The sequence below is a fragment of the Paenibacillus sp. CECT 9249 genome (assembly GCF_918697855.1).
GTDB lineage: Bacteria > Bacillota > Bacilli > Paenibacillales > Paenibacillaceae > MSJ-34.
Genome location: NZ_CAKKLI010000019.1, coordinates 67893 through 93126, shown reverse-complemented (window position 1 = coordinate 93126; position 25234 = coordinate 67893). Strand labels below are relative to the sequence as shown.

Annotated in this window: 31 protein-coding genes; 21 read left to right on the top strand and 10 right to left on the bottom strand. The window is 51.3% G+C overall.

The window, feature by feature from the left end; genetic code table 11:
- The first annotated feature begins 135 nt into the window (after window positions 1–135).
- The 7 genes from LQ229_RS15015 to def all read left to right on the top strand — a co-directional run bounded on the left by LQ229_RS15015 (window position 136) and on the right by def (window position 5650).
- The gene (locus LQ229_RS15015) at window positions 136–1392 is read left to right on the top strand and encodes a glycosyltransferase family 39 protein (RefSeq protein ID WP_230192166.1); all 1257 of its coding nucleotides are present in this window, start codon (window positions 136–138) and stop codon (window positions 1390–1392) included.
- On the top strand, window positions 1389–2141 hold the full coding sequence (locus LQ229_RS15010) for a glycosyltransferase family 2 protein (RefSeq protein ID WP_216536876.1): 753 nt from the start codon (window positions 1389–1391) through the stop codon (window positions 2139–2141). The genes LQ229_RS15015 and LQ229_RS15010 overlap by 4 nt, the downstream gene beginning before the upstream one ends.
- Complete coding sequence (locus LQ229_RS15005) at window positions 2131–2541, top strand: DUF2304 domain-containing protein (RefSeq protein WP_230192165.1); 411 nt, start codon at window positions 2131–2133, stop codon at window positions 2539–2541. The genes LQ229_RS15010 and LQ229_RS15005 overlap by 11 nt, the downstream gene beginning before the upstream one ends.
- A complete protein-coding gene (locus LQ229_RS15000) occupies window positions 2538–2882 on the top strand; it encodes an EamA family transporter (protein WP_216536878.1) in 345 nt (114 codons plus the stop codon). The genes LQ229_RS15005 and LQ229_RS15000 overlap by 4 nt, the downstream gene beginning before the upstream one ends.
- A 12-nt stretch (window positions 2883–2894) precedes the next feature.
- Window positions 2895–4661 (top strand): copper amine oxidase N-terminal domain-containing protein, encoded by a 1767-nt coding sequence (locus tag LQ229_RS14995; protein WP_216536879.1) that lies wholly within the window; start codon window positions 2895–2897, stop codon window positions 4659–4661.
- A gap of 225 nt (window positions 4662–4886) precedes the next feature.
- Window positions 4887–5129, top strand: coding sequence for a helix-turn-helix transcriptional regulator (locus LQ229_RS14990; protein WP_216536880.1), 243 nt, complete (start codon window positions 4887–4889; stop codon window positions 5127–5129).
- 2 nt (window positions 5130–5131) lie between these two features.
- On the top strand, window positions 5132–5650 hold the full coding sequence (def, locus tag LQ229_RS14985) for a peptide deformylase (RefSeq protein ID WP_216536881.1): 519 nt from the start codon (window positions 5132–5134) through the stop codon (window positions 5648–5650).
- Window positions 5651–5943: 293 nt separating this feature from the next.
- Here the strand turns inward: def and LQ229_RS14980 are convergent, their stop codons facing one another.
- Window positions 5944–6849, bottom strand: a complete 906-nt coding sequence (locus LQ229_RS14980; RefSeq protein WP_230192164.1) for an SDR family oxidoreductase — start codon at window positions 6847–6849, stop codon at window positions 5944–5946.
- 136 nt (window positions 6850–6985) lie between these two features.
- Here LQ229_RS14980 and LQ229_RS14975 point away from each other — a divergent pair, with 136 nt between their 5' ends.
- The 3 genes from LQ229_RS14975 to LQ229_RS14965 all read left to right on the top strand — a co-directional run bounded on the left by LQ229_RS14975 (window position 6986) and on the right by LQ229_RS14965 (window position 9661).
- Entirely contained in the window at window positions 6986–7684 is a 699-nt protein-coding gene (locus tag LQ229_RS14975) for a TetR/AcrR family transcriptional regulator (protein WP_230192163.1), read from the top strand.
- Window positions 7681–8184: a DUF6653 family protein gene (locus LQ229_RS14970; RefSeq protein WP_216536884.1), complete on the top strand. Its 504-nt coding sequence runs from the start codon at window positions 7681–7683 to the stop codon at window positions 8182–8184. The genes LQ229_RS14975 and LQ229_RS14970 overlap by 4 nt, the downstream gene beginning before the upstream one ends.
- Before the next feature lie 73 nt (window positions 8185–8257).
- The gene (locus LQ229_RS14965) at window positions 8258–9661 is read left to right on the top strand and encodes an MATE family efflux transporter (protein ID WP_216536885.1); all 1404 of its coding nucleotides are present in this window, start codon (window positions 8258–8260) and stop codon (window positions 9659–9661) included.
- Between the two features lie 261 nt (window positions 9662–9922).
- Here the strand turns inward: LQ229_RS14965 and LQ229_RS14960 are convergent, their stop codons facing one another.
- Entirely contained in the window at window positions 9923–10054 is a 132-nt protein-coding gene (locus tag LQ229_RS14960; RefSeq protein WP_216536886.1) for a DUF4023 domain-containing protein, read from the bottom strand.
- A gap of 178 nt (window positions 10055–10232) precedes the next feature.
- On the opposite strand from LQ229_RS14960, the gene LQ229_RS14955 reads away from it, so the two are divergent.
- The 6 genes from LQ229_RS14955 to LQ229_RS14935 all read left to right on the top strand — a co-directional run bounded on the left by LQ229_RS14955 (window position 10233) and on the right by LQ229_RS14935 (window position 14182).
- Entirely contained in the window at window positions 10233–10670 is a 438-nt protein-coding gene (locus tag LQ229_RS14955) for an Rrf2 family transcriptional regulator (protein WP_216536887.1), read from the top strand.
- 155 nt (window positions 10671–10825) lie between these two features.
- Window positions 10826–11473 (top strand): nitroreductase family protein, encoded by a 648-nt coding sequence (locus LQ229_RS14950; protein WP_230192162.1) that lies wholly within the window; start codon window positions 10826–10828, stop codon window positions 11471–11473.
- 409 nt (window positions 11474–11882) lie between these two features.
- Window positions 11883–13127 (top strand): multidrug effflux MFS transporter, encoded by a 1245-nt coding sequence (locus LQ229_RS14945; RefSeq protein ID WP_230192161.1) that lies wholly within the window; start codon window positions 11883–11885, stop codon window positions 13125–13127.
- Window positions 13128–13246: 119 nt separating this feature from the next.
- Window positions 13247–13483 carry a hypothetical protein gene (locus LQ229_RS14940; protein WP_216536890.1) on the top strand — a complete coding sequence of 79 codons (237 nt, stop codon included), beginning with the start codon at window positions 13247–13249 and terminating at the stop codon, window positions 13481–13483.
- A gap of 53 nt (window positions 13484–13536) precedes the next feature.
- Window positions 13537–13713, top strand: coding sequence for a type II toxin-antitoxin system RelE/ParE family toxin (locus LQ229_RS27315; RefSeq protein ID WP_356710888.1), 177 nt, complete (start codon window positions 13537–13539; stop codon window positions 13711–13713).
- A 253-nt stretch (window positions 13714–13966) separates the two neighbouring features.
- Complete coding sequence (locus LQ229_RS14935; protein WP_216536892.1) at window positions 13967–14182, top strand: DNA-binding protein; 216 nt, start codon at window positions 13967–13969, stop codon at window positions 14180–14182.
- A gap of 23 nt (window positions 14183–14205) precedes the next feature.
- Here the strand turns inward: LQ229_RS14935 and LQ229_RS14930 are convergent, their stop codons facing one another.
- On the bottom strand, window positions 14206–14853 hold the full coding sequence (locus LQ229_RS14930) for an HD domain-containing protein (protein ID WP_216536893.1): 648 nt from the start codon (window positions 14851–14853) through the stop codon (window positions 14206–14208).
- Window positions 14854–15374: 521 nt separating this feature from the next.
- Between LQ229_RS14930 and LQ229_RS27125 the strand changes: the two genes are divergently transcribed.
- On the top strand, window positions 15375–15497 hold the full coding sequence (locus LQ229_RS27125; protein WP_290370037.1) for a hypothetical protein: 123 nt from the start codon (window positions 15375–15377) through the stop codon (window positions 15495–15497).
- A gap of 27 nt (window positions 15498–15524) precedes the next feature.
- Here LQ229_RS27125 and LQ229_RS14925 read toward each other — a convergent pair whose 3' ends face one another.
- The 7 genes from LQ229_RS14925 to LQ229_RS14895 all read right to left on the bottom strand — a co-directional run bounded on the left by LQ229_RS14925 (window position 15525) and on the right by LQ229_RS14895 (window position 21702).
- The gene (locus tag LQ229_RS14925; protein WP_230192170.1) at window positions 15525–16226 is read right to left on the bottom strand and encodes a response regulator transcription factor; all 702 of its coding nucleotides are present in this window, start codon (window positions 16224–16226) and stop codon (window positions 15525–15527) included.
- Entirely contained in the window at window positions 16204–17739 is a 1536-nt protein-coding gene (locus LQ229_RS14920; RefSeq protein ID WP_230192160.1) for a HAMP domain-containing sensor histidine kinase, read from the bottom strand. The genes LQ229_RS14925 and LQ229_RS14920 overlap by 23 nt, the downstream gene beginning before the upstream one ends.
- A gap of 27 nt (window positions 17740–17766) precedes the next feature.
- Window positions 17767–18516: an ABC transporter permease gene (locus LQ229_RS14915; RefSeq protein ID WP_230192159.1), complete on the bottom strand. Its 750-nt coding sequence runs from the start codon at window positions 18514–18516 to the stop codon at window positions 17767–17769.
- Window positions 18509–19249, bottom strand: coding sequence for an ABC transporter ATP-binding protein (locus LQ229_RS14910; protein ID WP_230192158.1), 741 nt, complete (start codon window positions 19247–19249; stop codon window positions 18509–18511). The genes LQ229_RS14915 and LQ229_RS14910 overlap by 8 nt, the downstream gene beginning before the upstream one ends.
- 31 nt (window positions 19250–19280) lie before the next feature.
- Window positions 19281–20195 (bottom strand): hypothetical protein, encoded by a 915-nt coding sequence (locus tag LQ229_RS14905; RefSeq protein ID WP_230192157.1) that lies wholly within the window; start codon window positions 20193–20195, stop codon window positions 19281–19283.
- 194 nt (window positions 20196–20389) lie between these two features.
- Window positions 20390–20968: a hypothetical protein gene (locus LQ229_RS14900; protein WP_230192156.1), complete on the bottom strand. Its 579-nt coding sequence runs from the start codon at window positions 20966–20968 to the stop codon at window positions 20390–20392.
- A 56-nt stretch (window positions 20969–21024) separates the two neighbouring features.
- Window positions 21025–21702, bottom strand: coding sequence for a GntR family transcriptional regulator (locus tag LQ229_RS14895; protein ID WP_216536899.1), 678 nt, complete (start codon window positions 21700–21702; stop codon window positions 21025–21027).
- A 241-nt stretch (window positions 21703–21943) separates the two neighbouring features.
- Here LQ229_RS14895 and trxA point away from each other — a divergent pair, with 241 nt between their 5' ends.
- The 4 genes from trxA (at window position 21944) to LQ229_RS14875 (ending at window position 25141) form a co-directional block, all read left to right on the top strand.
- A complete protein-coding gene (gene trxA, locus LQ229_RS14890; RefSeq protein WP_230192155.1) occupies window positions 21944–22264 on the top strand; it encodes a thioredoxin in 321 nt (106 codons plus the stop codon).
- A 63-nt stretch (window positions 22265–22327) separates the two neighbouring features.
- Entirely contained in the window at window positions 22328–23272 is a 945-nt protein-coding gene (gene trxB, locus LQ229_RS14885) for a thioredoxin-disulfide reductase (protein WP_216536901.1), read from the top strand.
- Window positions 23273–23502: 230 nt separating this feature from the next.
- Window positions 23503–24204 carry a response regulator transcription factor gene (locus LQ229_RS14880; RefSeq protein WP_216536902.1) on the top strand — a complete coding sequence of 234 codons (702 nt, stop codon included), beginning with the start codon at window positions 23503–23505 and terminating at the stop codon, window positions 24202–24204.
- A 1-nt stretch (window position 24205) separates the two neighbouring features.
- Window positions 24206–25141 carry a sensor histidine kinase gene (locus LQ229_RS14875; protein ID WP_230192154.1) on the top strand — a complete coding sequence of 312 codons (936 nt, stop codon included), beginning with the start codon at window positions 24206–24208 and terminating at the stop codon, window positions 25139–25141.
- The last annotated feature ends 93 nt before the right edge of the window (window positions 25142–25234 follow it).

Below are 25234 nucleotides of genomic sequence, written 5' to 3'. Positions count from 1 at the left end.
TGCCGGAAAGTCCAGTCCCAGATGAAATTTTCAAAGAACGAGCCTGGAAATTTCGAGGCCGTTTTCCATCCCCCTCAGGGGATGGAAACTAACCTATAAGAGCTTTCAAAAGATACTATACGAGGAGACAAAAATATGCTTGGAATTTTAACGAGCGCCGGGAAATGGAAGAAGCCGGCCGTCATTTCTCTCATCATTCTCATATTCGCTCTTGCTTCCTTCCTGCGTATCGATTTTCTGGTATCGGTACATCATGAGGTGTCCCATGACACCGTTCATTACGACATCATGGTGAGGCAATTGTTGGAGAAAGGGGTATACGCCTATAAAAGTACCGAGCCCAACGCTCAGGTGACGCCGGGGTATCCGTTGTTCATGGCTGCGATCTATAAGCTTGCGGATTATCAGCATAACGACCCTTTCCCTTATATTCGCGGCGTTCAAGTGGCGATCAGCTTGATTACGCTATGGATGATCTACGTGATTGCGCGGAAGCTTGGCGGCCAGCCGGCCGGCTTGATCGCGGCGTTTGCCGGGGCGATCTACCCGCCGTTTGTATGGAGCAACGCGGCCGTATTGACTGAGACGCTGGCGACGCTGTTTCTCGTCATTTATATTTACGTGCAATGGATCGCGTTTGAGAGAAAGACTTGGAGCTTCGCCATGTTGAGCGGCGCGGTATTGGGCCTTGTGGTACTGATCCGTCCGGAATTTCTGGTGATTGTATTCGCATTGCACGCCTTCTATTTTTTCTGGAAGAATGAGAAGCTTGAAGCATTCCGCAAGCTGGCGTTCGCCTTGATCGGAATGGCGATCGTGCTGTCCCCTTGGGTTATCCGAAATGCCGTGACGCTGCATGAGGTGGTGGTCGCTTCGACGCAGGTCAATCCTTTCCTGGCGGGAACCTATCCGGACAAAAACTATGAAGACGGCTTGGTGGACAACCGGGGGAAAACGCAAATGGAGATCGCCAAGGAGCGGTTGAAGGTCGGTTTTACCGAGCATACGTGGACTTTCACCAAATGGTATACGATCGGAAAAATGAAATCTACGTATTCGCGGATGTATTTCGGCAGCGGCCATAAACCGTTGTATCCGGTCATCCCCGTACTGCCGTGGAATTTGTTTCACCGCGCGCTGGTCGGTTTCGGGCTTATTGCGCTCGTCGCCGTCCTGCGGAAATGGAGGCAGCCGGCAACTTTGCTTGCCGTTATTATTATCGTCATGTCGCTGGTCAGGCTGGCGTTCGTGCCGGAGTATCGGTACAACTATACCGTCATGCCGCTCATCGTCATCCTGGATAGCGTTGTCGGCATGGCCATGCTTCGCTGGATCTATGTCCGGCTGCGAGGGCAATCTTCGTTAACCAAGGCAAGGGGGCAAGAGGGATGAAGACAAACGTAAACATAACGCCGATTCCATCCAAAGTTCTCGTTATCGTACCCGCATACAACGAAGCGGAAGGCATCGAATGCGTCATCGCGCAAATCCGCGCCGAAATTCCTTACGCCGACGTGCTCGTCGTCAACGACGGTTCCAAGGACGACACGGGCAGCCGCGCGGAGAAGGCGGGCGCGCTCGTCGCCAATCTGAGCTGCAATTTGGGAATTGGGGGAGCAGTGCAGACCGGTTACCGCTATGCCGAAGCAGGCGGGTACGATTATGCCGTGCAGATCGACGGGGACGGGCAGCATAACCCGTCCGACCTGCGCCTGCTGCTTGAAGCCATGCAGGAGAGCGGGGCCGATATGGTGGTAGGATCGCGCTTCATCGAGAAGGCGGGCTATCAATCGACGTTTGCCAGAAAGATAGGGATCGAATTGTTGGCGCGGCTGGTCACCCGCTTAACCGGGAAGAGGATTACCGATCCGACCTCCGGCTATCGCCTGTGCAACCGGAGAGCGATCGCGCTGTTCGCCCGGGAATATCCGACGGACTATCCCGAGGTCGAGGCGTTGATGCTGCTGGATCGATACCGCGGCACCTTCAAGGAAGTGCCTGTCGTCATGAATGCGCGCCATAGCGGCGTGTCCAGCATCTCGGCCTTCAAGTCCGCTTATTATATGTGCAAAGTGATATTGGCGGTTCTTATTATGAAGACGAAGAAGAAAGAGGAGATGAATATAGGCTATGGAATTTGATATCTATTTCATCAGCTTTCTAATTAGCCTCGCTTTTGCCGGCACGATTATTCTTCTGATTCGGAAGCGCAAGCTGCGGGAGCAGTATGCGCTGCTGTGGATATTGTTAAGCGTGTTGATGATGATTCTATCGTTATTCCCGTCACTTCTCGACGATGCGGCCGGCTGGATCCACATCGCCTATGCGCCATCGCTGCTCTATCTTTTAAGCGTTGTTGCCATTTTGTTTATTTTGCTGCATTTGACGATGGCCGTCTCTTCCCTGACTCATCGCGTAATCGTGCTGACCCAGACCGTGGCGCTGCAGGAGCAAATGCTTCATCGGCTTGCTAAACAGAAGGGCGCGCCGCATACATGCGAGAGCGTCCAATTCACAACGGGGGAGACGAATCCGGGATGATCTATTTATTGCTGGCGCTTAATATTTTATGCTTGGTCGCCGGACAAGTCGTGTGGAAGATGGGCCTGGACTCGCAAGGCGGCTTGCATCTGAACAATATCGCAGCAGTGTTGTTCTCGCCGCTCATTCTGCTAGGCATCGTCTTGTACGGATTGGCTACCGTGCTATGGTTGTTTGTGTTGTCGCGGCTGCCGTTAAGCGCGGCCTATCCGCTGCAAAGCTTGGCGTATGTCATCGGACTCGTCGCCGCCTGGCAATTGTTCGGGGAAGCGGTCCCGCCGAACCGCTGGCTTGGCGCCGGCGTAATCGTCTTGGGCGTTATGATCGTAGGAATGAAATAAAGGAGCTATGAAATGAACATCAAAAGAGCTATGATCGTTACTTTGCTTATTCTTTCGCAAATCGCGGCGATGGCGCAGGTTCATGCAGAACCTGCGGCGGGGCCGGAAGAGCCGGGCGGCTACGGCCCCCATGAACTTATTTTATATCTGGACAGCAGCAAGATCATGCATAACGGAGCGGAATACGCCGCAACTCATGAGACGGTCGCCAAGAACGGGGTGACTTATGTGGGCTTGCGTTCCGTTGCAGAACGCCTTGGGTATGCCATCGGGCATGATGTGGAGACGAAGGAGACGCTGTTGACGAAGGAAGACCATGAAATACGGTATACATTGGACAGCAATGCCTATACGGTGGACGGGGTATCCCGTACGATGGCAGGCGCCCCTTATGCGGATCGGGGCGTTTATATGGTGCCGTTAAGGTCGCTGGCGGCCGCCGCCGAGATTTCGCTTGCGCTCCAGGACGATCGAATCACTCTCAGTTGGGTTGTGGAACCGGACGAACCGCCCAAGCCGAACGAGCCGCCTGTGGCCTTTTTCGTGACGGATAAAGAGAAGTACCGCATGGGCGAGCCGATCAAAAAAGAAGATCAAAGCACGGACGACGAAGATGCGATCGTGGAACGCAAGTGGGAGAACGATCAGCCCGCGTTTTTCGAACCGGGCACGGTCGAGATCCGGCTCACCGTTACCGACAAGCACGGAGCGTCTTCGACGTACAGCAAGCGGATTGAAATTACCTCGGAGACGCTCTATACCAAGGAGGAATTCGACCGTTTGTTCACGCCGCCGGGCGGCAATTTCGACATTAACGGCGGTTCCATTCTGGGCTTCGAACCTCTTCCGTATAACTATACCACCGAACCTTATACGCTGTTCCGCGCCAGCGGACCGGAAACGGTCAATTCGGAAGGCATACTGTATCAGGATACCATTGCGGGGCGCACCCGCTTTATGATCCATCATATGAATAATATGGGGGAGAAGGCGAAATTTTATGTGATCGCCGGCAATGCGAATTCCGAGCCCGCGAACATTGCGGTCGAGAGCCTCGGCATCGCCGGTCCGACGAATCATCCGGAGGTTGCCGGGAGACAGGCGGCCGCCAGGTACTTCGAATCTTTCGTGTCGGGCAGCGAGCGCGCCAATATTCGGCTGGAAGCCGGGGAAAGCAAAGTCATCTTTACCGGGTTAAGCTCGCTCACCGTCGCATCGGGCGACATTATTACATTGAATGCGGATGTATACGGGGACGCGCCGATTCAATATACGGTCCTTATGATCAAGGAAGGCGGAGATCCGCTTGAACTTGTACCCGTATTGCCTGACCTCGATCCGGGCGAATCGATCGTTAGAGGAACGTTCCCGGACTCGACTCGCGTGTTCGAATATAGAGGCAAGGTAGGAAACCGCCCGCAGCGGCTCCCGCTGACCGACAATACGACGGACCCGTTCCAGCAAGGGATCGATGGCATCAAGCATACGCCAGCTGTGAATTCGGGCAATTACGGAGTGCTGTATAAGATCGTACTGCACGATGTCGCCCCCAATACGCTGATTACCTTCAATCCGCGCGGCGGATTGTATTCCGGGGCAGCGAAGGTGAACGGCGACGTGGTGCATATTAAACATATCGGCTCGACCCAGGATTCCACCAGCGTGCTCTACCGGACGAAGGACCGGGCGGAGAAGGTGGAAATATGGATCACCCCGGCCGCGGGCAGCAATTTGCCCTTTGCTCTGCTCTTCATGCCGATGCCCGAAAGGAAGAGTTAATGCAAGTTTTCGTTCCCGCGGCAAAGAAGCAAGCCGGTTCCTGTCTCCGACATCGAGACGGGGCCGGCTTCTTTGCTTACCCGAAGCATATTTTGTTTCGTCGGCAGCTCCATTTCTCCGTTTTGATTTCAGAAAGCGTTGAAAATCTTCGTTGAATGTGCTAATTTAGGCATTAGCTAAATATATTAGGTAACACCTAATTTTTCGAAGGGAAGGACATTTACCATGCTCATTTGGATGTTGCGCAAGATCATGGCCGAGCGGGGCATTTGGACCGGGGCGGAACTGGCACGGCTGCTCAAGGAAAAGGCGGGTTACAGCTTATCGGCTCCGTCGATCAGCGCTCTGCTTACAAGCCAGCCGAAGCAAATGAAGGCCGATACGCTTGATGCGCTATGCACCGCACTGGAATGTACACCTAGCGATTTATGGGTGCATAAGCCGTCCAAACAGGTGAAAGGAGCGTAAAGATGAGCGTAAAGGATATTGTTCCCTTCGGGGATCCGATTTTGCGAAAAAAAGCGAAGCCGGTCGACGAGCTGTCTCCGAAAATGATCAAGCTGCTCGACGACATGGCGGAAACATTGTACGCGACCGACGGGCGTGCGGGATTGGCCGCCCCTCAGGTCGGCATTTTGCGAAGATTGATCGTCATGGATTGCGGCGACGGGTTGATCGAATTGATCAATCCCGAGATCGTCGAGGCGGATGGCGAACAGTTTGGTCCGGAAGCTTGCCTGTCGTTTCCCGGATATTACGGCCATGTCAAACGGGCCGACCGGGTGAAGGTCAAGACGCTGGATCGGTCCGGCCGGGAACGGATATTGGAAGGCCAAGGGTTTCTCGCCCGCTGCATGCAGCATGAGATCGATCATTTGAACGGCGTGCTGTTCGTCGATCACGTGCAGGGACAGTGGCTGTATCATGAAGAAACGAATGAGCGAATGGATGTATTGAGTGTGATCCGGTTAACGAATGGAGCCTCCTGATGGGGGGCTCCATGCTTGCTTATGGGCGTCATTTACAGGTCTCTGTACACGAGAGGAGAGCGGCAAGAGCGCAAGCAACTAGCAGTAAAAACCGGAGTTAATATACTCCACGGAAGGGTTTTGAGAAATTAGCGGAGATTTCTGCCGCTAATTTCCGTAGCATACGATAAATATGGAAATGGATAGAAATTAGCGGTAGTATTTCCATCTAATCGGCATTTAGATAGGAAAACGGCAATATTAACGCCGGGTTTTGGAGCTAATGCAAGACACGGTCCCGGCGCCCCCTCTTCCTAAGACGTAATAAAGTCGCCGCCGTTGACATGCATCGTCTCCCCGGTGACATAGCGGGAATCGTCGCTAGCCAAATAGACGTATGCAGGCGCGAGCTCGAACGGTTGGCCCGCGCGTTTCATCGGGGTATCCGTACCGAAAGTGGCGACGCGTTCGGCCGAGAAGCTCGACGGAATCAGCGGCGTCCAGATCGGACCGGGAGCGACGGCGTTGACGCGAATGGACTGATCGACGAGGGAGAGAGCTAGAGAACGGGTGAAGGATACGATCGCCCCTTTGGTGGCGGAATAGTCGATCAGCGTTTTCTCGCCCTGATAGGCGGTGATGGAGGCGGTATTAATGATCGATGCGCCCGATTTTAAATATGTCAGAGCCGCTTGCGTCATGAAGAAAAAGGAATAGATATTCGTTCGAAACGTTTGTTCCAACTGCTCCTCGGTAATATCGGTCAGCCGCTGCTGCGGATATTGCACACCGACGTTATTGACCAATATATCCAATTTGCCGAACGTCCCGATCGTTTGCTCGACGACGTTGGCGCATGCTTTCTTCGACCGCAGATCGGCCTGCAGCGCCAGGCACCGCCTGCCAAGCTGTTCGATCCGCGCTTTTGTTTCGTCCGCATCCCGTCTCTCGTACAGATAGGCAAACGCGACGTCCGCGCCTTCCTTGGCGAACGCGATGGCGGCGGCGCGGCCTATGCCGCTGTCCCCGCCGGTAATGATCGCTACTTTGTTTTGCAGTTTGCGGCTGCCGATATAGGACGGGTTTTCAAATATAGGTCTCGGCCTCATGACATACTCCAGCCCGGGCTGACGGTCTTGATGCTGCGGAGGGAAGGCGATAGGCCGTTCTTCGCATTTGGTTTCCTTGCCGTAATAAGGATACACGGGATATGGGTTCATAGGTTCCTCCTTAATCTAGGTTAATGCCTACATCCATGTTATTCCCGCGAAAGGGGTCCGGTGCAAGGAAAAGAAAAGGCTGCCCGATATTGACCGCGTGGTCAACCCGCGGTATAATGAACACAAGATTGACCACATGGTCAAACAATGGAACGGGAAGGTGAATCTATTGGCGGAACAACAAAACGGCTCGATTCCCGAGGATAAAAAACAAGCCATCACGGATATTGCCCTCGAACATTTTGCCCAGCGGGGATACGAGAAAGCGTCGACGAACCAAATGATCCAGCAGGCGGGCATTTCCAAAGGGATTTTGTTTCATTATTTTTCAAGCAAAAAAAATCTATATGTAACTGTCCTTGACCATTGCTTGAACCGTCTCGGTTCATTTATGAAAGAAGAACAGGCGAAGCTGCCCGCCGATTTGTTCAAGCGAATTATGCGCATCAGCGAGGTGAAGATGCGGTTTTTCTTGCAATACCCCCTCATGTACAAATTGATCGTCGAGGCCTTCTCGTCCCAAGCGCCGGATGAATTGTCCGAAGAAATAAGCAAGCGGAGAATGGCGATCGCATCGCTGACTTCGGTAACCTTCGATGACGTCGATACGTCCGCATTCCGGGAAGGCATCGATCCGTCCAGAGCGTTTGACCTGGTCGTTACCGCCGTGAACGCGTTGAGTCACAGGTTCATGGCGGAGCATTGCGCTTCTGCGAATCGGGGGCTGGACCAATTAGAACGCTATACGAACGAATTGCGCTTATATCTCGAAATGCTGCAAACGGGTATTTACGAGAACGGCGCAAATCCTGGGAAAGGCGGTGCAAGCTCATGACGCTGGAACGGAAAATCAGCAACATGTATAAGTTGGACGATCGGGCATGGCTGCGTCATGCCAATCCGTGGAGCGTCTGGACGCGCAACTCGGTCATGCCGCTCCTTATTCTCGCGTTTTGGAGCAGGACCTGGATAGGATGGTGGGCCGCGGTGCCGGTGGCGCTTGCCGTTGCATGGGCGATGGTCAATCCGCATATTTTCCCCGCACCGCGTTCGACGGATCATTGGGCTTCCAAATGCGTCTTCGGCGAACGGCTATGGCTGAATCGCGATCGAGTCCCTATACCCGCATCGCATAAGCGGTTGCCGAATTTGTTAAGCGCAATTGCCGGAATCGGAGCGTTGTTCGTGATGATTGGCGTGTTCCGGTTCGATCTTTGGATGACGCTGTTCGGATGTGCTCTTGTATATATGGGAAAACTGTGGTTTTTGGATCGTATGGTTTGGATTTACGAGGATATGAACCGCCATCCTGGCGGTGAGAATAGGGAAAAATAAATGCGTGCATTTGGAACGGAACTGTGCTACGATACCTCTTGTTTATGAGTTTGACGAAGAAGCAGGTGACATCATGGCATCTTTCCAATCCGAACCAAATCAAGGAGATAAGCGGACGAAGGAGCTCCGCTTATTTTTTCTTGCATGGCCAATATTTTTAGAAATTTTTCTGTTTATGCTGATGGGAATTGCGGATACGTTTATGTTAAGCGCCATATCCGACAATGCCGTATCGGGAGTCGGGGCGGCGAACCAGTATCTTCATATTGCGATTCTCGTCCTGGAAGTGATCGGCAACGGCGCGTCGATTGTCGTCGCGCAGTACATCGGTTCGCGGAAGCTGGTGGAGGCGGCGAAAATATCGGCATTGGCCGTTACGCTCAATTTAATCGTAGGTCTCGCAATCAGCGCCATCTTCCTCGTGTTCTGCGGCAGCATGCTGCAGGCGCTCAATTTGCAAGGCGAAATATTGACGCATGCCCGAAGCTATTTGTCTATCGTCGGAGGAGCGATTTTCCTGCAGGCGATTATCAATTCCTTGTCGGCTATCATTCGGGTTCACGGGTTCACGAAGGAAGCGATGTTCGTTTCCCTGGGCATGAACGTGATACACATTCTCGGTAACTATGCTTTGATCTTCGGTAAATTCGGTTTTCCGGAAATGGGCGTTCAAGGGGCGGCCATATCGACGGTCGTAAGCCGGGCCCTCGCGTTGATCGTGTTCTTCTGGCTGTTGTACCGCATCATGGCGGTAAGAGTCCAGATTCAATATTATTTCTCGCTGTCCAAAGAATATATCGCCAAAATTCTTAAAATCGGCGTGCCTTCCGCGTTCGAGCAGGTGATGTATCAGTTCTGCCAAATCATGTTTTTATATTACGCCACATTCCTGGGCGCTGCATCGCTCGCGGCTCGGCAGTACGCTTCGAACATTTCGATGTTTACGTATTTGTTCGCCTTGGCCGCGGGCATGGGGACGGCGATTATCGTAGGAAGGCTCGTAGGCGGAAACTACAAGGACGAGGCGTATCGCCGCGTATGGAAGAGCGTGCGTTGGGCCGGGGCGGCGACGCTTATTATGGTCGCGCTGGTTATTGCGCTGCGCGAACGGTTGATGGGCGTCTTTACGGATGATCCGGAAATTATTCGTCTTGGCGCCAACGTCTTGTTGCTGAGCATCGTGCTGGAAACGGGGCGAACGGTCAATATCGTGCTAATTAATTCTTTGCGCGCCGCGGGGGATGCGAAATTCCCTTTGTGGATCGGCATGTTCTCGATGGTAGCAATGAGCTTGCCGTTAGGTTATTTGCTAGTGTTTCCTTTGAAACTGGGATTGGCGGGCATATGGCTGGCGATTGCCGCAGACGAATGGCTGCGCGCTGTCATCATGTTTTTCCGCTGGAAGAGCAGGGCGTGGGAGAAGCATGCGCTCGTGAAGCCGGATTCCCCGGAGCAAGGGGCTATGGCCCATACGTAACTTACTCCAAAATCTGCCGCTAAATCAAAGATATATCAGCCTATTGCTTCATTAGTGGTAAAAACTGGCGTTAATCTTTAGGAGATTGGCACATTTGCGAAGGATACCTGAAATTAGCTCCGCAAAATACCGCTAACTTTCGCTTTCATGCGAATATCAAGAAAATAAAGGTAGAATTTACCGCTAGTTGTCCAACCACATGGCCGCGATCGTCGATCGCGGCTTTTTCATTCAACGTTGCTCTCTACGGTCTCTTCTCTTCTACTTATTTGTACTTTTCTGTTTTGTCGGAAGTTCGCCGGAAGGCATTCCTTCGCCCTGGCGTTTTTTGTTTTTCTCGGCTTTCTTCTGGGTATCGTGCAGCTTCTCTACATAATCATGCGTACTGTCCATCCATATTCCTCCTCGTATAGTAACTGTCATTTGTTACTATAACCAATTCCGCGGCAAAGCATCCGGCTTCCGCTTGTGCCGGCCGAACGCTTGGCAATGAGGCCGTACGTATTGAACCATATATGGCGGTTTGTTATAATTTTGATGATATCCATGACCAAAGAAGGGGGCGTTTGCGTTGAAAACAGAAAAAAGCTCCTGCCCTCCCAATTATAAATCTTTCGGATTGGCAATTCAGGCGTTAGTGATGATGTCCAAATGCGAGAACCGTTGTCCCAGCGGCGAGATCGCAGACTATCTTCAATCGGAGCCCACTTTACTGAGACGCATTATGGCCAGGCTGGTGCAGAACAATATCGTCGAGACCCGGGAAGGCCGTGATGGCGGATATCGGCTTAAGAAAGCGCCTGAAGCGATTACGCTGGCGGACGTATTAACCGCCCTTGAAGGAACGAACCCATTGAAAGACAGTATGCTCGACTCGACGGGCGACCATGCCTTCGGACTTTGCATGAATTCCATATTTACCGATATATCGTCAGAGCTTGACAGCAGCATTGCCGGAGTGTTAAGCCGTTACACGATCAAAGATATCGCCGATTCGGCCGCCATCTGATCCAGATAAATCATATTGACAATCGATCGATGCCGCATTATACTGTGCTAATAAACGAACAGTTTCTTGCGATCTTAACTGTGTTAAATTTCACACAGATAACAAGGCGGCTAAGAAGCTTGGGAAAATGTTACATTATTAGGAGGTTGGAGAGCATGGCAACGACAAGTGTGAAAGAGAAAGATTTTATGACGGTTGTACGGGAGCGCCGTTCTGTGCGCCATTACGACCCCGCCGCGAAGATTTCGAGAGAAGAATTGTCCGATATGTTGAAAGAAGCGGCGCTTGCTCCGTCGAGCAGCAATCTGCAACCGTGGCGGTTTCTTGTATTTGACGATCCGGCAGTGAAAGAACGGCTGCTGCCGATCGCAAACAACCAGAAGCAAGTCGTAGATGCGGCTGCGGTCATCGCGGTGCTGGGGGATGTGCAAGGATACGAAAATGCCCCTAAAGTTTACAAAGCGGCTGTCGAAGCAGGCTATATGACGAAAGAGATCGCACAAAATATGATCGAACGAACCTTAACGGGCTATTCCCAAATAGGGCGGGAAAAGCTGGAGCATATCGCTCTCATCGACGGCGGTTTGGTTAGCATGCAGCTGATGCTTGCAGCGAAAGCCAGAGGCTACGATACGGTGCCGATGGGCGGGTTTCATGCAGACCGGCTCATGCAAGAGTTCGAGATTCCCGAACGCTATGTTCCGGTCATGCTCATCGCGGTAGGCAAGGCGGCATCGCCCGGACATCCGACCACGCGGCTGCCGATCGAGGACATCACGTTTTGGAACGGGTTTGCCAAATAAATGATTCATCGTGAAAGGGACGCCAACCGGCGTTTCTTTTGTTATGACCGCTCTCGTCTTTTCCGTCTGCCGGTGGTTTTTTTGTGCCTTTTTTAGGTGTGGATGATCGTCGGAGAGAGTTTGCCGTTTCGGCATGCGAAGGCGATGGTGGAATAGGGACAAGTGCGTTCATTTCACTTGAAACGATATCGAAATACAATCCAACAATGCCGCAGGCTGCCGCTTGCGGTTTTTTTATTTTATCGGAGAGAGGAAGAAGAATTTGAATAAAAATGTGCTGCCAAAATATTCGCTTGAATCTCCGGCAAGGTGTAACTATAATTGTGACATATTGTAATCGGAGAGGATATCGCTTCGGCTAACGCAATTTCGGGCCGACGATCTACACGACGAAAGGTTGAATGCAGCTATGAAACATCAAGATCGACCGGCAGTCGGGCTCACATGGGGACAACGGTTGTCGATGGCCGTGATGCTAGGGTCCATGACTGCTATCGGTCCTTTTTCCATCGATATGTATTTGCCGTCATTGCCGATCTTGGCAAACGACTTGCATACGAGCACATCGCTCGCCCAGCTTAGCCTTACGGCTTGCTTGCTCGGCCTGGCGCTTGGCCAGCTGTTGCTCGGGCCGCTCAGCGACGCCCGCGGCCGCCGCAAGCCGCTTATCATTTCCTTAACCGTCTACGCGGTCGCGTCTGTGCTATGCGCGGCAGTGCCTTCGATTTGGGGGTTGATCGCGCTCCGTTTCATTCAAGGGATGTCAGGGGCCGGGGGCATCGTCATTGCGCGCGCTATGGTGCGCGATATGTATTCCGGTTCGGAACTGACCAAATTTTTCTCGCTGTTGATGCTTATTAACGGTCTTGCGCCGATCGTGGCTCCAATCGCGGGCGGCCAACTGCTGCAAGTGACGTCATGGCACGGGGTCTTCGTTGTGCTGGGCCTGCTCGGTGTCGTCCTTGTTGCGACCGCCGCCTTCGGCTTGCGCGAAACGTTGCCGCCCGAGCGGCGTTCCACCGGCGGCGTCAAGACGACCGTATCCACGTTCGGCCGGCTCCTGCGCGACCGCGCGTTCATGGGGTACGCTTGCGCGCAAGGCTTCGTGTCCGCGGCGATGTTCAGCTACATTTCGGGCTCGCCGTTCGTGCTCCAGAACATTTACGGCGCTTCGCCGCAAGCGTTCAGCATTTTCTTCGCCGTCAACGGGCTCGGCCTAATCTTGGCGACGCAGCTTACGGGCCGCCTGGCCGCACGTTTTCATGAATCGCGGCTGTTCTTGGCCGGACTCTTGCTATCCTTATGCGGAGGCCTTGGCTTGCTTGCCATGATACTGGTCAAGGCGCCGTTATTTACGGTACTGCTGTTCTTGTTCGTGTCCGTCTCCAGCACCGGTATGGTGAACACGGCCGGCTTCTCGCTGGCGATGCAGAGCCAAGGCAAATCGGCAGGCAGCGCGTCGGCTTTGCTTGGGCTGCTGCCGTTTATCGCAGGTTCCGCCGCGTCTCCGTTGGTTGGCATCGCAGGCAGCCAAACCGCCGTGCCGATGGGCATCGTCATCGCTTGCTGCGCTCTCGGCGCCATGGGCTGCTACCGTTTCATGATTCGGCAAGGCAAGCGTGAGCCGGTACGGCAACGTTCCGTTGAGGGTTAATCATAATTTTAATACGTTGTTCTGAGCATTCTACGAATTACCATTACATTTGGTTAAGTATATCTAAGTCTAAAAAATGTTATAATGGTCATAATTAATCCTTAAAAGGGTTGTATTTTATGACAATAAGTAAGAATCGTATTCATGAACTTATTGATCGTTTATCTGACAAAGATCTTGAGTTAGTTACCGATTTAATGGAGCGGCTTTCTCAGACAACTACTAGCAGAGAAATCCCTCTGGACGACGAACCTACTACTCAGGAGGATCTGGATGCAATTAACAGCGCTACTGAAGCATACTTAAAGGGTGAATTAATAAACTTTAAGGATGTAGAGCATGAGTTACGAAGTTAAGTTCTATAAGGATGCGTATAAAAGTCTCCGGAAACAAGATACGGTGACCCGTAATCGAATTATCGCAAAATCCAAAACATCCTGAACTTGACATTAAGAAGATGCAGGGCGTAGAAAATCGTTATCGACTTCGAGTAGGCTCTTTTCGTATTATCTATTCCATTCATGACGATGAATTAATTATTATTGTTATCAAAATTAGTTCGCGTAGGGATGTATATAAATCTTAGAGGTACTAAGCATATCCATGCACGATAGGCTGTCTGCTGGAAATTCCCTACAGACGGCCTCCATTTATTTCTTCCCCATGTAAGCTCCAACCTCATCCTGCCGGCCAAAATTCTCAAGCCTTTGAGGCTCATATACGCGAGACGTCGAACTTGGGAAACGGATCTCGAGCAGACGACCATCGCCCTTCCGGGTCAATGGCGCAAACAGAAACAAAATCGCTAGCAACAGGCTAGCGGGTATAGGAGGATCATTATGGATAATATTGATAAAAATTCCCAAGAAAGCGATTTTCCCAAGATGGGCAAGCCTGCGACACGCGCTCTCGCAAATGTCGGGTATTATAGGCTTGAACAATTAACCGAAGTGGCGGAAGCGGACATTTTGAAGCTGCATGGAGTCGGGCCTAAAGCGGTAAGAATATTGAATGAGGCTCTTAAAGAGAGAGGGCTGTCCTTTGCGAGAAAATAGAAATCCGGCTAGGCAATCAACCGTCATAAATTGTAATCATTGAATTCCCACTCTTGATGGAATTGCTCCAAAAAACTTTCCATGAACCGATGTCTTTGCTCTGCAATTTTCTTTGCAGAATCCGTATTGAGCAAGTCTTTTATTCTTAGTAATTTTTCATGGAAATGGTATATTGCAGTTTTTTCATTGGATCTGTAGTCGAGGTTCTCGAAACTCTTTCCCGGATGATGAATTTGCAGACCCTTCCATCCGGAGTAAGCGAAAGCTCTGGCAATGCCCACTGCTCCAATCGCATCGAGCCTGTCTGCATCTTGTACGATCTTGCCTTCCAATGTTTCCATGGGCGGATTTTTCCCGCCGTTATATGACATGGTCGAGATGATGGTCATTACTTCTTCCGTGATTCGATGCTCTACATTATGGTTTGTCAGCCATAGGAGGACTTTCGATAAACCAGCTTCTTTGGATACATTCAATTTTTCATCTGCCACATCATGCAAAAGAGCGGCTAATTCGCACACGAAGATATTTGCATGTTCGGCTTTGGCTAATTCAACAGCGAGCTTTCTAACACGTTGAATATGCCACCAATCATGCCCGCTCGGGTCAAATTCCAGTTGTTGTTTGGCAAACTTCTCTGCGGAATGAATAATGTCTTCCGGATGATTCATGAAACGACCTCTTTTCTTCTATAATTATCTTGTGATTTTTCACGCCAATGATGGGAGACAGATGATATGCAAAAAAATAAGCGCTTACTCGTTTCACTATTCATGGTACTAATAATCGCCGCTATTCTCGTGCCCGTTTATATTTCAAGTTTATACACATCGTTTCAGCAAGTCGTATTAGATCCGTTACAAGGCAAGGAAATTACTTCGCTCAATATTACTAGGATATCATCTGAAGACAGAAAAGAAATGATCGTATCCGATAAGAGTACAATTCAAAAAATCATGAATGATTTGCAGGCATTCAGCTTAAAAAATCTAATAAGAACGCACCTTCCAAATATCATTATTATATAACGCCGGTGCAGGACGACATGAAACATAGATTTGGCATCGTTATAGAAGATAGTAAAAAAAGAGTCACCATTTTTGATAATGATAAAAGCAAAAATAGACTAAATTCTTATAAAATTACAAATGATTTTAATATTGTGAATCTTGAAAATGTTTTTAAGTAATCATTGCGGAACCGGTACAAAGAGATTATCGAAAAAGGCCAGCTCGAACTGGACCAAGCGAACAAGGAACGGGACGCGGCTTTGCAGGCGGAGAAGGATGCGTTGCCCCAAGATGAAGAGGGCTGACGTTCCGCAACGGAGCGGGCGCCGGTTCTACAGGTTGAATCTGTAGCCGACGCCCCAAATCGTTTCAATATGCTGCGGCTTCGATGGGTTGCGCTCGATCTTCTCCCGCAGCCGGCTAATGTGAACCGTGACGGTCGCATTGTCGCCCATCGAATCCAGTCCCCATATGCGCTCGAACAGCTCGTCTTTGCGGAAGACCCTGTTCGGATGCGTCGCCAAATATAACAGCAAATCGTATTCTTTCGTGGTCAGAACGATTTCCTCATCCCTTACGAACACTTTGCGCGACAACTTGTCGATGAGCAGTCCTTGCATGCGGATTTGATCTTTCGAATGCCCGGCATCGCCGCCATGGCCGCCGGTCAATCGCTCGAATCGGGCGAGATGGGCTTTGACCCGTGCGACCAATTCGCCGACGCTGAACGGTTTAATAATGTAATCGTCCGCTCCCAGACCCAAGCCCATAATTTTGTCGACTTCTTCCTTCTTGGCGGATACCATCAAAATCGGGATGTTCTTCGTTTCCCGAATCTGCCTGCAAATTTCGTAACCGTCGACGTTCGGCAGCATCAGGTCGAGCAGAATCAAGTCGTAATGTTCGCGGAGCGCCTTATCCAGCCCGACATCGCCGCTCCCGGCGATCTCGACCGCGAATCCGCTCGCTTCCAGATAGTCTTTCTGCACCTCGGCAATGACTTGTTCGTCTTCAATGATCAATATCGTTTTCATACGCTTCACCTTCACCTTCGCCTGAGCGCCTTTCCGATTTTTTCAAAGTAAACGCGATCCGCGTTCCTTGGCCCTCCGTACTGTCCGCCCACACTTTGCCGCCATGCTCCTCTACGATCTGCTTCACGATGGCCAATCCCAGGCCGCTGCCCCCTGTACTCGTATTGCGCGACGGGTCCGCCCGGTAGAAGCGCTCGAATATATAAGGCAACGATTGGACGCCGATGCCGCGCCCGTTATCCGCAATCGCGACCGTCACTTCCTCCCGCCCGTCCTGCAGCTCGAAGGTTACCGCGCCGTCTTGTTTATCCATATGCTTCAGGCTATTATCCACGATATTGGCGACGACCCTTCCCAGTTTCTCGCGGTCGGCAATCGCATATACGGGGCGGGCAAGGCGATCATACTTGAATATTACGCCCGCATTTTTCGGATTAAGGCGCAGTTCATCCGCATAATCGTCCAGCATCGCATTGATGTCGACCTTTTCGAATAGAAACGGCAATCGTTTCAAATCCAGCTTGGAATACATCATTAATTCGTCGATTAACCGATCCATATCCGACGTCTTCTTGTGAATCATATCGATATATTTCATCCGCTTCTCCGGCGTGTCGGCAATTCCGTCCCGCAGTCCTTCCACGCATCCGGTAATGGCGGTAATCGGCGTCTTAAGATCATGCGATATGTTCGAAACGAGTTCTTTCCGGTTCTCTTCGTATTGAAGCTGGATGCGGATCGATTCCCGCAGGCGCAGCCTCATTTCCTCGAAGGTCTGGCTTAATTCGCCGAGTTCGTCCTTCCTCCCTGTCTTCAGTTCATGATCGAGATCGCCTTCCTTAATATGTTCCGCCGCTTTTTTCAGTTCGTTCAACGGGCGAATGATGCTGCGCGACACCAGATACGTTAACAGTCCGTTCGTCAGCCCGAGGACGACCAGCAAGAAAAGAAACAACAGCGGAAAAAACGATTGGGAGAATGCGGCATACTTGCCCGTATTTTCGAAAAAATAGACGGCTCCTTTGCTTTGGTCCGAATAGGTTGCTTGATATGCACTCACCGAATAGGAGTTGCCGTTCATTTCGAATTTATGATGTCCGTATCGCTTGCCGTACCCCCTGGATTCCAGCATGAAATCACTGATTCGCTCATACAGGTCGGGGGTGTCGATCATAGAGGATGCGTAGATCAGCCGATGGTCCTTTTCCACGGCAAACCCCGACTTTACTTGGCGCATTTCTTCATCCGCCTTGCGCAAAAAGTCGTCGTCCGTTAACAAATCCGGGTTGTACCGGCTTACCAAGCCGAGCCCCTCCGACCATTGGTTCAATTGCATCATGCCGTTCGCAAACTCTTGCAGCCTTCTTCCTTCGCGGATGGAAGATAGGCGATCATTGCCCATAAGATCTTTGAAGAACAAAGCGAACAGCAAAATGGAAGTCGACATAAACACGACAATGGGAATGATGATCATGGCAATATAAGACAACAGCAGCTTCGTGCGAATGGACATCTCAATTCTCCTTCAAGGTAGTTGAGGTCAATATTGTCTTTTCTCGAACAGATACCAACCTGCCATATAGGTTATTATACTAGCCGACAGTAAAAATGCGAATATATGGAACAATGTGCCGAAAGGCGTTCCGCTTCCCAGCCATAACCGGTGCCAGTCCGTGAAAGAGAAGATTGACCAGTCTGCGATTTGCGGATAAAAGAAAGGAAGCAGCTTGGCGGCAATATAGATAATGATGCATAGGACGAGCGCGCTGGAACTGCTTCGGAACCATTGAGCGATGAAAATGGCGAACATCGCAATGGCGGCCATCGCGACGAAAGCGGCGGCGTATGCGATGATGCTGTTTCCAAGCCGGTCCGCTTGGAAGCCCCCGTTCATCAGAAGGCCGGACAAGGTGGATGCGATCCATATGACAGCGAGCAGAACGGCCAAATACATCCCGATGGCAAGCGCTTTGGATGCGAAAGCCTTCGACCGGGCGATCGGGCGCGTCAACAATTGCTTCATCGTGCGGGCGTCGATTTCCCCGGCGAAGATGTCGGCCGCGGTCATAAATAGAAACAGCGGCAGCAGTACGGAGGTGAATACGCCGAGCATAAGGAGCGTGAAATCCGTGCCGCCGCCAAGCAAGACGCCGGTATTGCTCCGCATATTGCCAAGGAATATCGCCGCCGCTGCGGGAACAAGGACGGTCAGGGCGAGAATCCATTTCGTTTTTCTTTGGCGCAGCAGTTTCTCCGCTTCATTGAGCATGTTTGCGTATAAACTATGCATGGGCAGCACTCCCCTTAGCTTGTTGGATTTCCGAGAGATAGAGTTGCTCGAGGGAAGTTTGGCCTTCCTCCGTCAGCTCCTCCATCGTGCCTTGCCGGATCAGGGAGCCGCCGTATAGAATGCCGATCCGGTTGCATTGCCGCTCCATCTCTTGGATTAAGTGGCTCGAGATGAGAAAGGCGATGCCTTTCTCCCGGGCAAGACGCCATACCAAGTTGCGAAACTCGACGCGTCCTTCGATATCCAGTCCGTTCGTAGGTTCGTCCAGGATCACGAGCTCCGGTTCGGAGAGAAGCGCAAGCGCGATCGCGAGCTTTTGTTTCATCCCGAGCGAGTAATTGCGAACTTTCTCATGCGCATAAGGGGTCAAGCCGACGCATTCCAGCGTTTCCGCGATGCGCCCCGCCGGCAAATCGGGATAAAATCGGGCGGCCATTCTCATCTGATCGTAAGCGCTCATATATTCATAGGCGTCCGCCGTTTCAATGAGACAACCGACACGTTTCATCGCTTGTTCGAACCGTTCCGCAACCGGGTGGCCGAATAACCGGACGTTCCCGCGATCGGGCGCGCATAATCCGGTGATCAATTTCAAAAGCGTCGTTTTCCCCGCTCCGTTCGGACCGAACAGCCCGAATATATCCCCTCTGTACACGGTTAGGCTAATATCCCGTATGCCGCGCCCGTTTCGATGCAGTTTGGCTGCTTGTTCCACTTCTATAATCGGCTCCATTATGCCACTCCCTTTCCGGCTTTATGCCATGTTACGAACGGCGCCAGGAATGCTTCGCCAATTCGGGCTTGATCGTTTCCACGTTCTTGCCGTTCAAATCGACCGTGTCCGGAACGGTCCGGTTCAGTGCCGATAAACCGGCGTTCAGCGTGACGGCGATCTCATGCTCCGCTCCTCCCGCGTCCTTGCCTGTAACGACGACGGTTGCGGTTTGACGCTCAATATAATTATCCTTATCGATTACGGCATCCAAATGTATGGACTGTACTTGAATCGCGTCTGTCAGCTTGGGAAGATCGACGCGGAAATCGGGCGATGCCTCCGCGGATTCCGGTTGGTTATGCCAAGGGCCGAAATCTCCGGGATGAGAGCCTCCTGCATGCTTCAACATCAACGCACCGATCGCATTGACCGCGGCGGGAATCTGGCTTCCGTCCAGATGCAGCGAGACCAGCTTGCCGCCGTCCCTGCTGGCTTCCATCGTGACTTGATTCCGCAATTGCCCCATCAAGGCGTCGAGCACATGTTCCATTTCGCTTTCAGCAAACGGCTTATCGCCGCGGTCGCGATGTTTCCGCTCCTTGCCGTCGTCTTCGATGACGCGGTATAGATCGCTATCGCCGGTTTTTACGATCGTTTTGTCCTTTTCGCGATAAGTACTGATTGCAATATCCTCTGTTCCCGCATTCACGCGCACGTCCGCGCTCGCGGCCTCTTGCTGGCGGCTTGCTTTGACGGACGACTCGATATTCAATACGTTCGTACCGTTGTCCGCTACCGATACGCTAACGTCGGCGGTAACGCTGGCGATCGAGTGCATGTTCTTAACCGCCGATTTATAAGCCTCGTAACCTGAACCGCTCGCCTTCACGGACAAGCCGCTTTGAACCAGCAGCAGCGCTCCTATTCCGACGCCCGCCGCCATCACTAACCATTTTTTTTGCATATTGATTCCCTCCAATCGGTTGTTCGCCGGATGATTCCGGCTTCATATTTGATGATACCCGGCGGCTCTAAACCCCCTATAAACGAAATCTAAACAAAGTATAAAATCGGAATCGACCGATGTTTTCGCCGAAAAACAAAAAAGAGCATCCCGCGGATATCGATTTTCGCGGAAGCTCTTTGGAAAAAGATTGATTAAACAGATTTATTCACCGGATTGGAACGGATATAAGAGCCGGTTTCGGCAACAAGACCGATTACGGTGATGAGATAAACGAGCGTTAAGCCGAACGGAACAACCAGAAACGCTTGGTCCATGAAGATGTACCCGCCGATGAAGGCGACGAGGACGGTAGCGATTGTTTGAAATAGATAGGTTTTACTTTTGTAAAGCCATACATACGGCAGAAAATGGGCTCCGCTCATCATGCCGATCGACATCGGAATCCATTCCGGATGTTCGATATAAATGACAACCCAAATCGGAATGAAAAAGAGTTGAATGCCGCCGATCAAACCGCCGATGACACCGAGAGGGTTCGACGACATGATATCGGCCTTCAACAGTTTTCCAAGCAAAGTGCCCAGCGGGAAAATGCTTCCCATGCCGATCACGGAGATAAGCGCCGTTAGCTTCTGCTCCAGAAAGAGTCCAAGCAAGCCCATCACAAACCAATATAACGCGCCTATGATGAAAAGCGGATACGCTTTTTTGGCCGTTCGGATCAATTCGTCCTTGAGCTGATCCAAATTCATGCCTTGATATGAGTTCATCTTATACGCCCCCATTAACTGTGGAATATTTCGCTTATTATACTATATCTGACGCGTTATTGCGGGCGCAGCATATTGAACAGCAGGGATACATCATTGGCTGAGCCTACGGTAATGACCGTCTTGTGCGCCGGTTCGGCGAAGCGTTTCACCGAGTCCGCTTGGTCCAGAGTTGTGACGATGACGTCCGTGTTGCGCACCGCATCGTGCAGCATTTCCTCGGGCGACGAGATGTCAATCGTTTGAATGTCCGCGTCGGTCGTCCGTTTAATTTCGTCCAGGTAGAAGAAGCAGGAACTCGATTTGCATTCGAAGAATAGATAGCGTTTCTTCTTCTTCAGCGGCTGGCCGAAGAGCTGCATGTAGGCGAAACCGGACAACAGCACATTCTCGGTAGGATACCCTGCCTCGTAAGCCTCTTTAATCATTTTCTCCACGAACCCGAAATATGGATTGTTTCGTTTAAATTGCTCGATCTTGGCTTGATCGGCAACCTGAGTCCCCCGTCCCTTCTGAATCGTCAGGAGGCCTTCCTCTTTTAATTGAGAGTACACCCATTGGATCGTATTGCGATTAATGGAAAGCCGATCTGCGAGCTGATTGGTCGAAGGCAGCGTATCCCCCGGTTTCAGCAAGTCTTTCCCTATTAACCATTTGATTTGCTCCTTCATTTGCACATTGATCGGCAAGGGGGAGCGGGAATCGATTGTAAATAGCAAGTCTGAATGTTCCATTGCAGGGCACCCAACCTTCTCAGTTAACTAGTAATCCAGATATGTTAAGCTTAAACAATGAACCGCGAAAAATCAAGGAGCACGAAGGAAGGATGACAAAACGGAGCATAAATATTGCATAGATGCCGCAATACCGTGATAGATGGAGTTGACAATTCCGGCAAAAAGGAATATTATAAATAACAAGTTAACCAAACAACTATGTAATTGTACAATAAACAAAAATAGGGAGGAAAGAAACATGTCTGTTACAGCATTAACGAAAGATTCGTTTCAAGAGCAAATTCAAAACGGAGTGACGCTTGTCGATTTCTGGGCGGCTTGGTGCGGTCCTTGCAAAGTTCAAATGCCGATCGTCGAGCAACTGTCGGAAGAAATGAAAGGAACGGCCTCGTTCGCGAAAGTGAATGTCGACGAAGAGTTTGAAATCGCGTCCCGCTTCGGGATTGCGGGCATTCCTACGATGATTCTGTTTAAAGACGGGCAAGCCGTGGACAAAATGGTTGGATTAACGCCGGCGCGCGCCATTCAAGCGAAAATATTAGAACACGCTAGCAACTAACGGAGCGGAAACAACGGGGCTGGAACTTCGGAATGCAAAGATGAACGGATGGAGGGAAACGAAATGTATACATCGATCGTAATCGGAACCGGGCCGAGCGGATTGACGGCGGCCATTTATTTGGCGCGGGCGGGCTTGAACCCGCTCGTGATCGAAGGGCCGGAGCCGGGAGGGCAACTGACGACGACGACGGAGGTGGAGAACTTCCCTGGCTTCCCCGAAGGCGTCATGGGACCGGAACTGATGGACAATATGCGCAAGCAAGCGGAACGCTTCGGCGCGGAATTCCGCAGGGGCTGGGTCAACGAAGTCGATACGTCGCAAAGGCCTTTTAAACTGCAAGTGGAGGGCATCGGTGAATTATCGGCGGAGACGCTGATTATATCTACCGGAGCTTCCGCCAAGCTGCTCGGGATTCCCGGCGAGAAGGAAAGCATGGGCCGCGGCGTCAGCACATGCGCGACATGCGACGGCTTCTTCTTCCGCGGGAAGAAAATTATCGTTGTCGGCGGCGGCGATTCCGCGATGGAGGAAGCGAATTTCTTGACGCGTTTCGCGACGGAAGTTCGTCTGGTGCATCGCCGCGAGGAACTGCGCGCCTCGAAAATTATGCAGGATCGCGCGCGCGCGAACGAGAAAATCGCTTGGAGCTTGAACAGAACGCCGCTCGAGGTCGTTTCCGGAGATAACGGCGTGCAAGGATTGAAAGTGCGCAACAACGAGACCGGCGCCGAGGAAGTGATCGAAGCGGACGGCATCTTCGTCGCGATCGGGCATACGCCGAACACCGGCTTCCTGAACGGCCAGCTCGATACCGACGATCTCGGCTACTTGCTCGTACGTCCCGGCACGACCGAGACGAACATTCCCGGCGTATTCGCTTGCGGAGACGTGCAAGACCATCAATACCGACAGGCGATTACGGCAGCCGGCAGCGGGTGCATGGCCGCGCTCGATTGCGAGAGATTTCTTGAATCCAATCCGCTGCAAGAAGCGGTTCATTCTTGATCACATGGACATAGAACGGTGCCCCAAGCCCGGTACAGCCTTTCCAACGGCTGATACCGGGCTTTTGCTCGTGGGGCCGTTTGCTGATGCGGAGGCGAACGGGTTCATTTTTTACTAATTAAGGCACATTTTGTTGCTATCCGCACAAGTTTTTTATAAAGTCAGTATTGAGCGGTTTATTTATGTTACGCCAAAGCTGCTGCGATGGAGTGTGGAAAGGTTGAGACAGGGTGCATAATAAAATTTTACTGGTGGAAGACGACCGGGATATCGTGGACATGGTGCGGCAATATTTAACGAAAGAGGGCTTTGACGTCACGGCGGTATACGACGGCGAAGAAGGGATGGAAGCGTTCCGGAAGGAACGTTTCGATTTGCTGCTGGTCGATATTATGATGCCTAGACTGGATGGGATCGAATTGGTCAAGATCGTCCGGGAGACAAGCGCGGTGCCGATTCTAATCATGTCGGCCAAGGACAGCGATATCGATAAGGCGCTCGGACTGGGCTTCGGGGCCGACGATTACATCGCCAAGCCGTTTTCCATGATCGAGATTTCCGCAAGGATTAAGGCCGCGATCAGGCGAGCGACGAAATACGCGGCCGACGCGCTGCCGACGAAACCGGATCGGATCGTGACCGTCGGCGGTTTAACGATCGATTTGGATAATTTCTCGGTCGCCAAAAACGATAAGGAACTCAAATTAACCTCGAAAGAATTCGATATCTTGAAATTATTCGTCACCAACCCGAACCGGGTGTTCACGAAAGCGCAAATTTACGGTTTTGTATGGAACGATGAATATTACGGCGATGAAAATGTCATTAATGTACATATGAGAAGGTTGCGCGAGAAAATCGAAGATGAGCCGTCCAGCCCGAAATACATTAAGACGCTATGGGGTATCGGCTATAAATGGGAAGGCGGTTAATATGGTCGTCTTTCTTTCGATCGCAATCGTTATTCTGCTGTGCGTCGTTGTGGCGCAGTATCGCGCCGGCCGAACCAGAAGCGCAAGCCTGCGGCGCGTCCATGAACAGCTTCGCCGGATTGTTGCCGACGGTACAAGCGAGAAGGTGCTCGCCGTTACCGGCGACAAAGAGCTGATCCCGTTATTGATCGCCATCAACGATTTGCTCGAAACGAACCGAGCCAATGCGGCTCATGGATTGAAAACGGAAATGTCGGTGAAGCGGATGATATCGAACATTTCACATGATCTCAAGACGCCGCTCACCGTCATACAAGGTTATTTGGAAACGTTAAAACTTGACCATACTATGAATGCGGCGGAAAGAAACGCACTCCTTTCCAAAGTGCATCAAAAAACGATCGAAGTATTGGGATTGATCCATAAGTTTTTCGATTTGGCCAGGCTGGAATCCGGCGATAAGGATCTTCCCTTGGGCAGAATCGATCTGAGCGAGGTATGCCGGAGGAAAATATTGCAGTTTTACGATATTTTATCGGGGAAAGGCTTGGACGTGCGGATTCGGATACCGGATGTGCCGGTATATATATTAGGCAACGAGGAAGCGCTGGACCGCATACTGGACAATTTGATTTCCAATGCGGTAAAGTATGGCGGCGACGGAAACGTGATCGGGTTAACGTTGCGGTTCGACGATTCCTATGCCGCGATCGACGTTTGGGACAAGGGAAGAGGCATCGGCGAGATGCATAAGGACAGGGTGTTCGAGCGTATGTATACGCTTGAGGATTCGAGAAACCGGTCCAACGAGAGCAGCGGACTCGGCCTGACGATTACGAAACGGTTGGTGGAGAAACTGGGAGGCACGATTCATGTGAACAGCAAGCCCGATGTGGAAACGGTGTTCTCCATCCGTTTCACAAGATTGACATATTAACCTATAGCCAAAAGGAGCCGTTGATCAACTACATGTATACAATTTTTAAAACTCCTGAAGGAGAACAGCGTTTTCATGACGCTTACAGCAAAA

Bases quoted from the DNA above. Each gene is read 5' to 3' on its own strand.
- trxA (WP_230192155.1), top strand. From the start codon at position 21,944: ATGTCTGTTACAGCATTAACGAAAGATTCGTTTCAAGAGCAAATTCAA.
- LQ229_RS14910 (WP_230192158.1), bottom strand. From the start codon at position 19,249: ATGGAGCCGATTATAGAAGTGGAACAAGCAGCCAAACTGCATCGAAAC.
- LQ229_RS14875 (WP_230192154.1), top strand. From the start codon at position 24,206: ATGGTCGTCTTTCTTTCGATCGCAATCGTTATTCTGCTGTGCGTCGTT.
- LQ229_RS15000 (WP_216536878.1), top strand. From the start codon at position 2,538: ATGATCTATTTATTGCTGGCGCTTAATATTTTATGCTTGGTCGCCGGA.
- LQ229_RS14950 (WP_230192162.1), top strand. From the start codon at position 10,826: ATGGCAACGACAAGTGTGAAAGAGAAAGATTTTATGACGGTTGTACGG.
- LQ229_RS14925 (WP_230192170.1), bottom strand. From the start codon at position 16,226: ATGAAAACGATATTGATCATTGAAGACGAACAAGTCATTGCCGAGGTG.
- LQ229_RS15005 (WP_230192165.1), top strand. From the start codon at position 2,131: ATGGAATTTGATATCTATTTCATCAGCTTTCTAATTAGCCTCGCTTTT.
- LQ229_RS14970 (WP_216536884.1), top strand. From the start codon at position 7,681: ATGACGCTGGAACGGAAAATCAGCAACATGTATAAGTTGGACGATCGG.
- LQ229_RS14980 (WP_230192164.1), bottom strand. From the start codon at position 6,849: ATGAACCCATATCCCGTGTATCCTTATTACGGCAAGGAAACCAAATGC.
- LQ229_RS14935 (WP_216536892.1), top strand. From the start codon at position 13,967: ATGGATAATATTGATAAAAATTCCCAAGAAAGCGATTTTCCCAAGATG.
- LQ229_RS14995 (WP_216536879.1), top strand. From the start codon at position 2,895: ATGAACATCAAAAGAGCTATGATCGTTACTTTGCTTATTCTTTCGCAA.
- LQ229_RS15010 (WP_216536876.1), top strand. From the start codon at position 1,389: ATGAAGACAAACGTAAACATAACGCCGATTCCATCCAAAGTTCTCGTT.
- LQ229_RS14920 (WP_230192160.1), bottom strand. From the start codon at position 17,739: ATGTCCATTCGCACGAAGCTGCTGTTGTCTTATATTGCCATGATCATC.
- LQ229_RS14990 (WP_216536880.1), top strand. From the start codon at position 4,887: ATGCTCATTTGGATGTTGCGCAAGATCATGGCCGAGCGGGGCATTTGG.
- LQ229_RS14905 (WP_230192157.1), bottom strand. From the start codon at position 20,195: ATGCAAAAAAAATGGTTAGTGATGGCGGCGGGCGTCGGAATAGGAGCG.
- LQ229_RS14945 (WP_230192161.1), top strand. From the start codon at position 11,883: ATGAAACATCAAGATCGACCGGCAGTCGGGCTCACATGGGGACAACGG.
- LQ229_RS14915 (WP_230192159.1), bottom strand. From the start codon at position 18,516: ATGCATAGTTTATACGCAAACATGCTCAATGAAGCGGAGAAACTGCTG.
- LQ229_RS14965 (WP_216536885.1), top strand. From the start codon at position 8,258: ATGGCATCTTTCCAATCCGAACCAAATCAAGGAGATAAGCGGACGAAG.
- LQ229_RS14930 (WP_216536893.1), bottom strand. From the start codon at position 14,853: ATGAATCATCCGGAAGACATTATTCATTCCGCAGAGAAGTTTGCCAAA.
- LQ229_RS14895 (WP_216536899.1), bottom strand. From the start codon at position 21,702: ATGGAACATTCAGACTTGCTATTTACAATCGATTCCCGCTCCCCCTTG.
- trxB (WP_216536901.1), top strand. From the start codon at position 22,328: ATGTATACATCGATCGTAATCGGAACCGGGCCGAGCGGATTGACGGCG.
- def (WP_216536881.1), top strand. From the start codon at position 5,132: ATGAGCGTAAAGGATATTGTTCCCTTCGGGGATCCGATTTTGCGAAAA.
- LQ229_RS14960 (WP_216536886.1), bottom strand. From the start codon at position 10,054: ATGGACAGTACGCATGATTATGTAGAGAAGCTGCACGATACCCAGAAG.
- LQ229_RS14900 (WP_230192156.1), bottom strand. From the start codon at position 20,968: ATGAACTCATATCAAGGCATGAATTTGGATCAGCTCAAGGACGAATTG.
- LQ229_RS15015 (WP_230192166.1), top strand. From the start codon at position 136: ATGCTTGGAATTTTAACGAGCGCCGGGAAATGGAAGAAGCCGGCCGTC.
- LQ229_RS14940 (WP_216536890.1), top strand. From the start codon at position 13,247: ATGACAATAAGTAAGAATCGTATTCATGAACTTATTGATCGTTTATCT.
- LQ229_RS14975 (WP_230192163.1), top strand. From the start codon at position 6,986: ATGGTCAAACAATGGAACGGGAAGGTGAATCTATTGGCGGAACAACAA.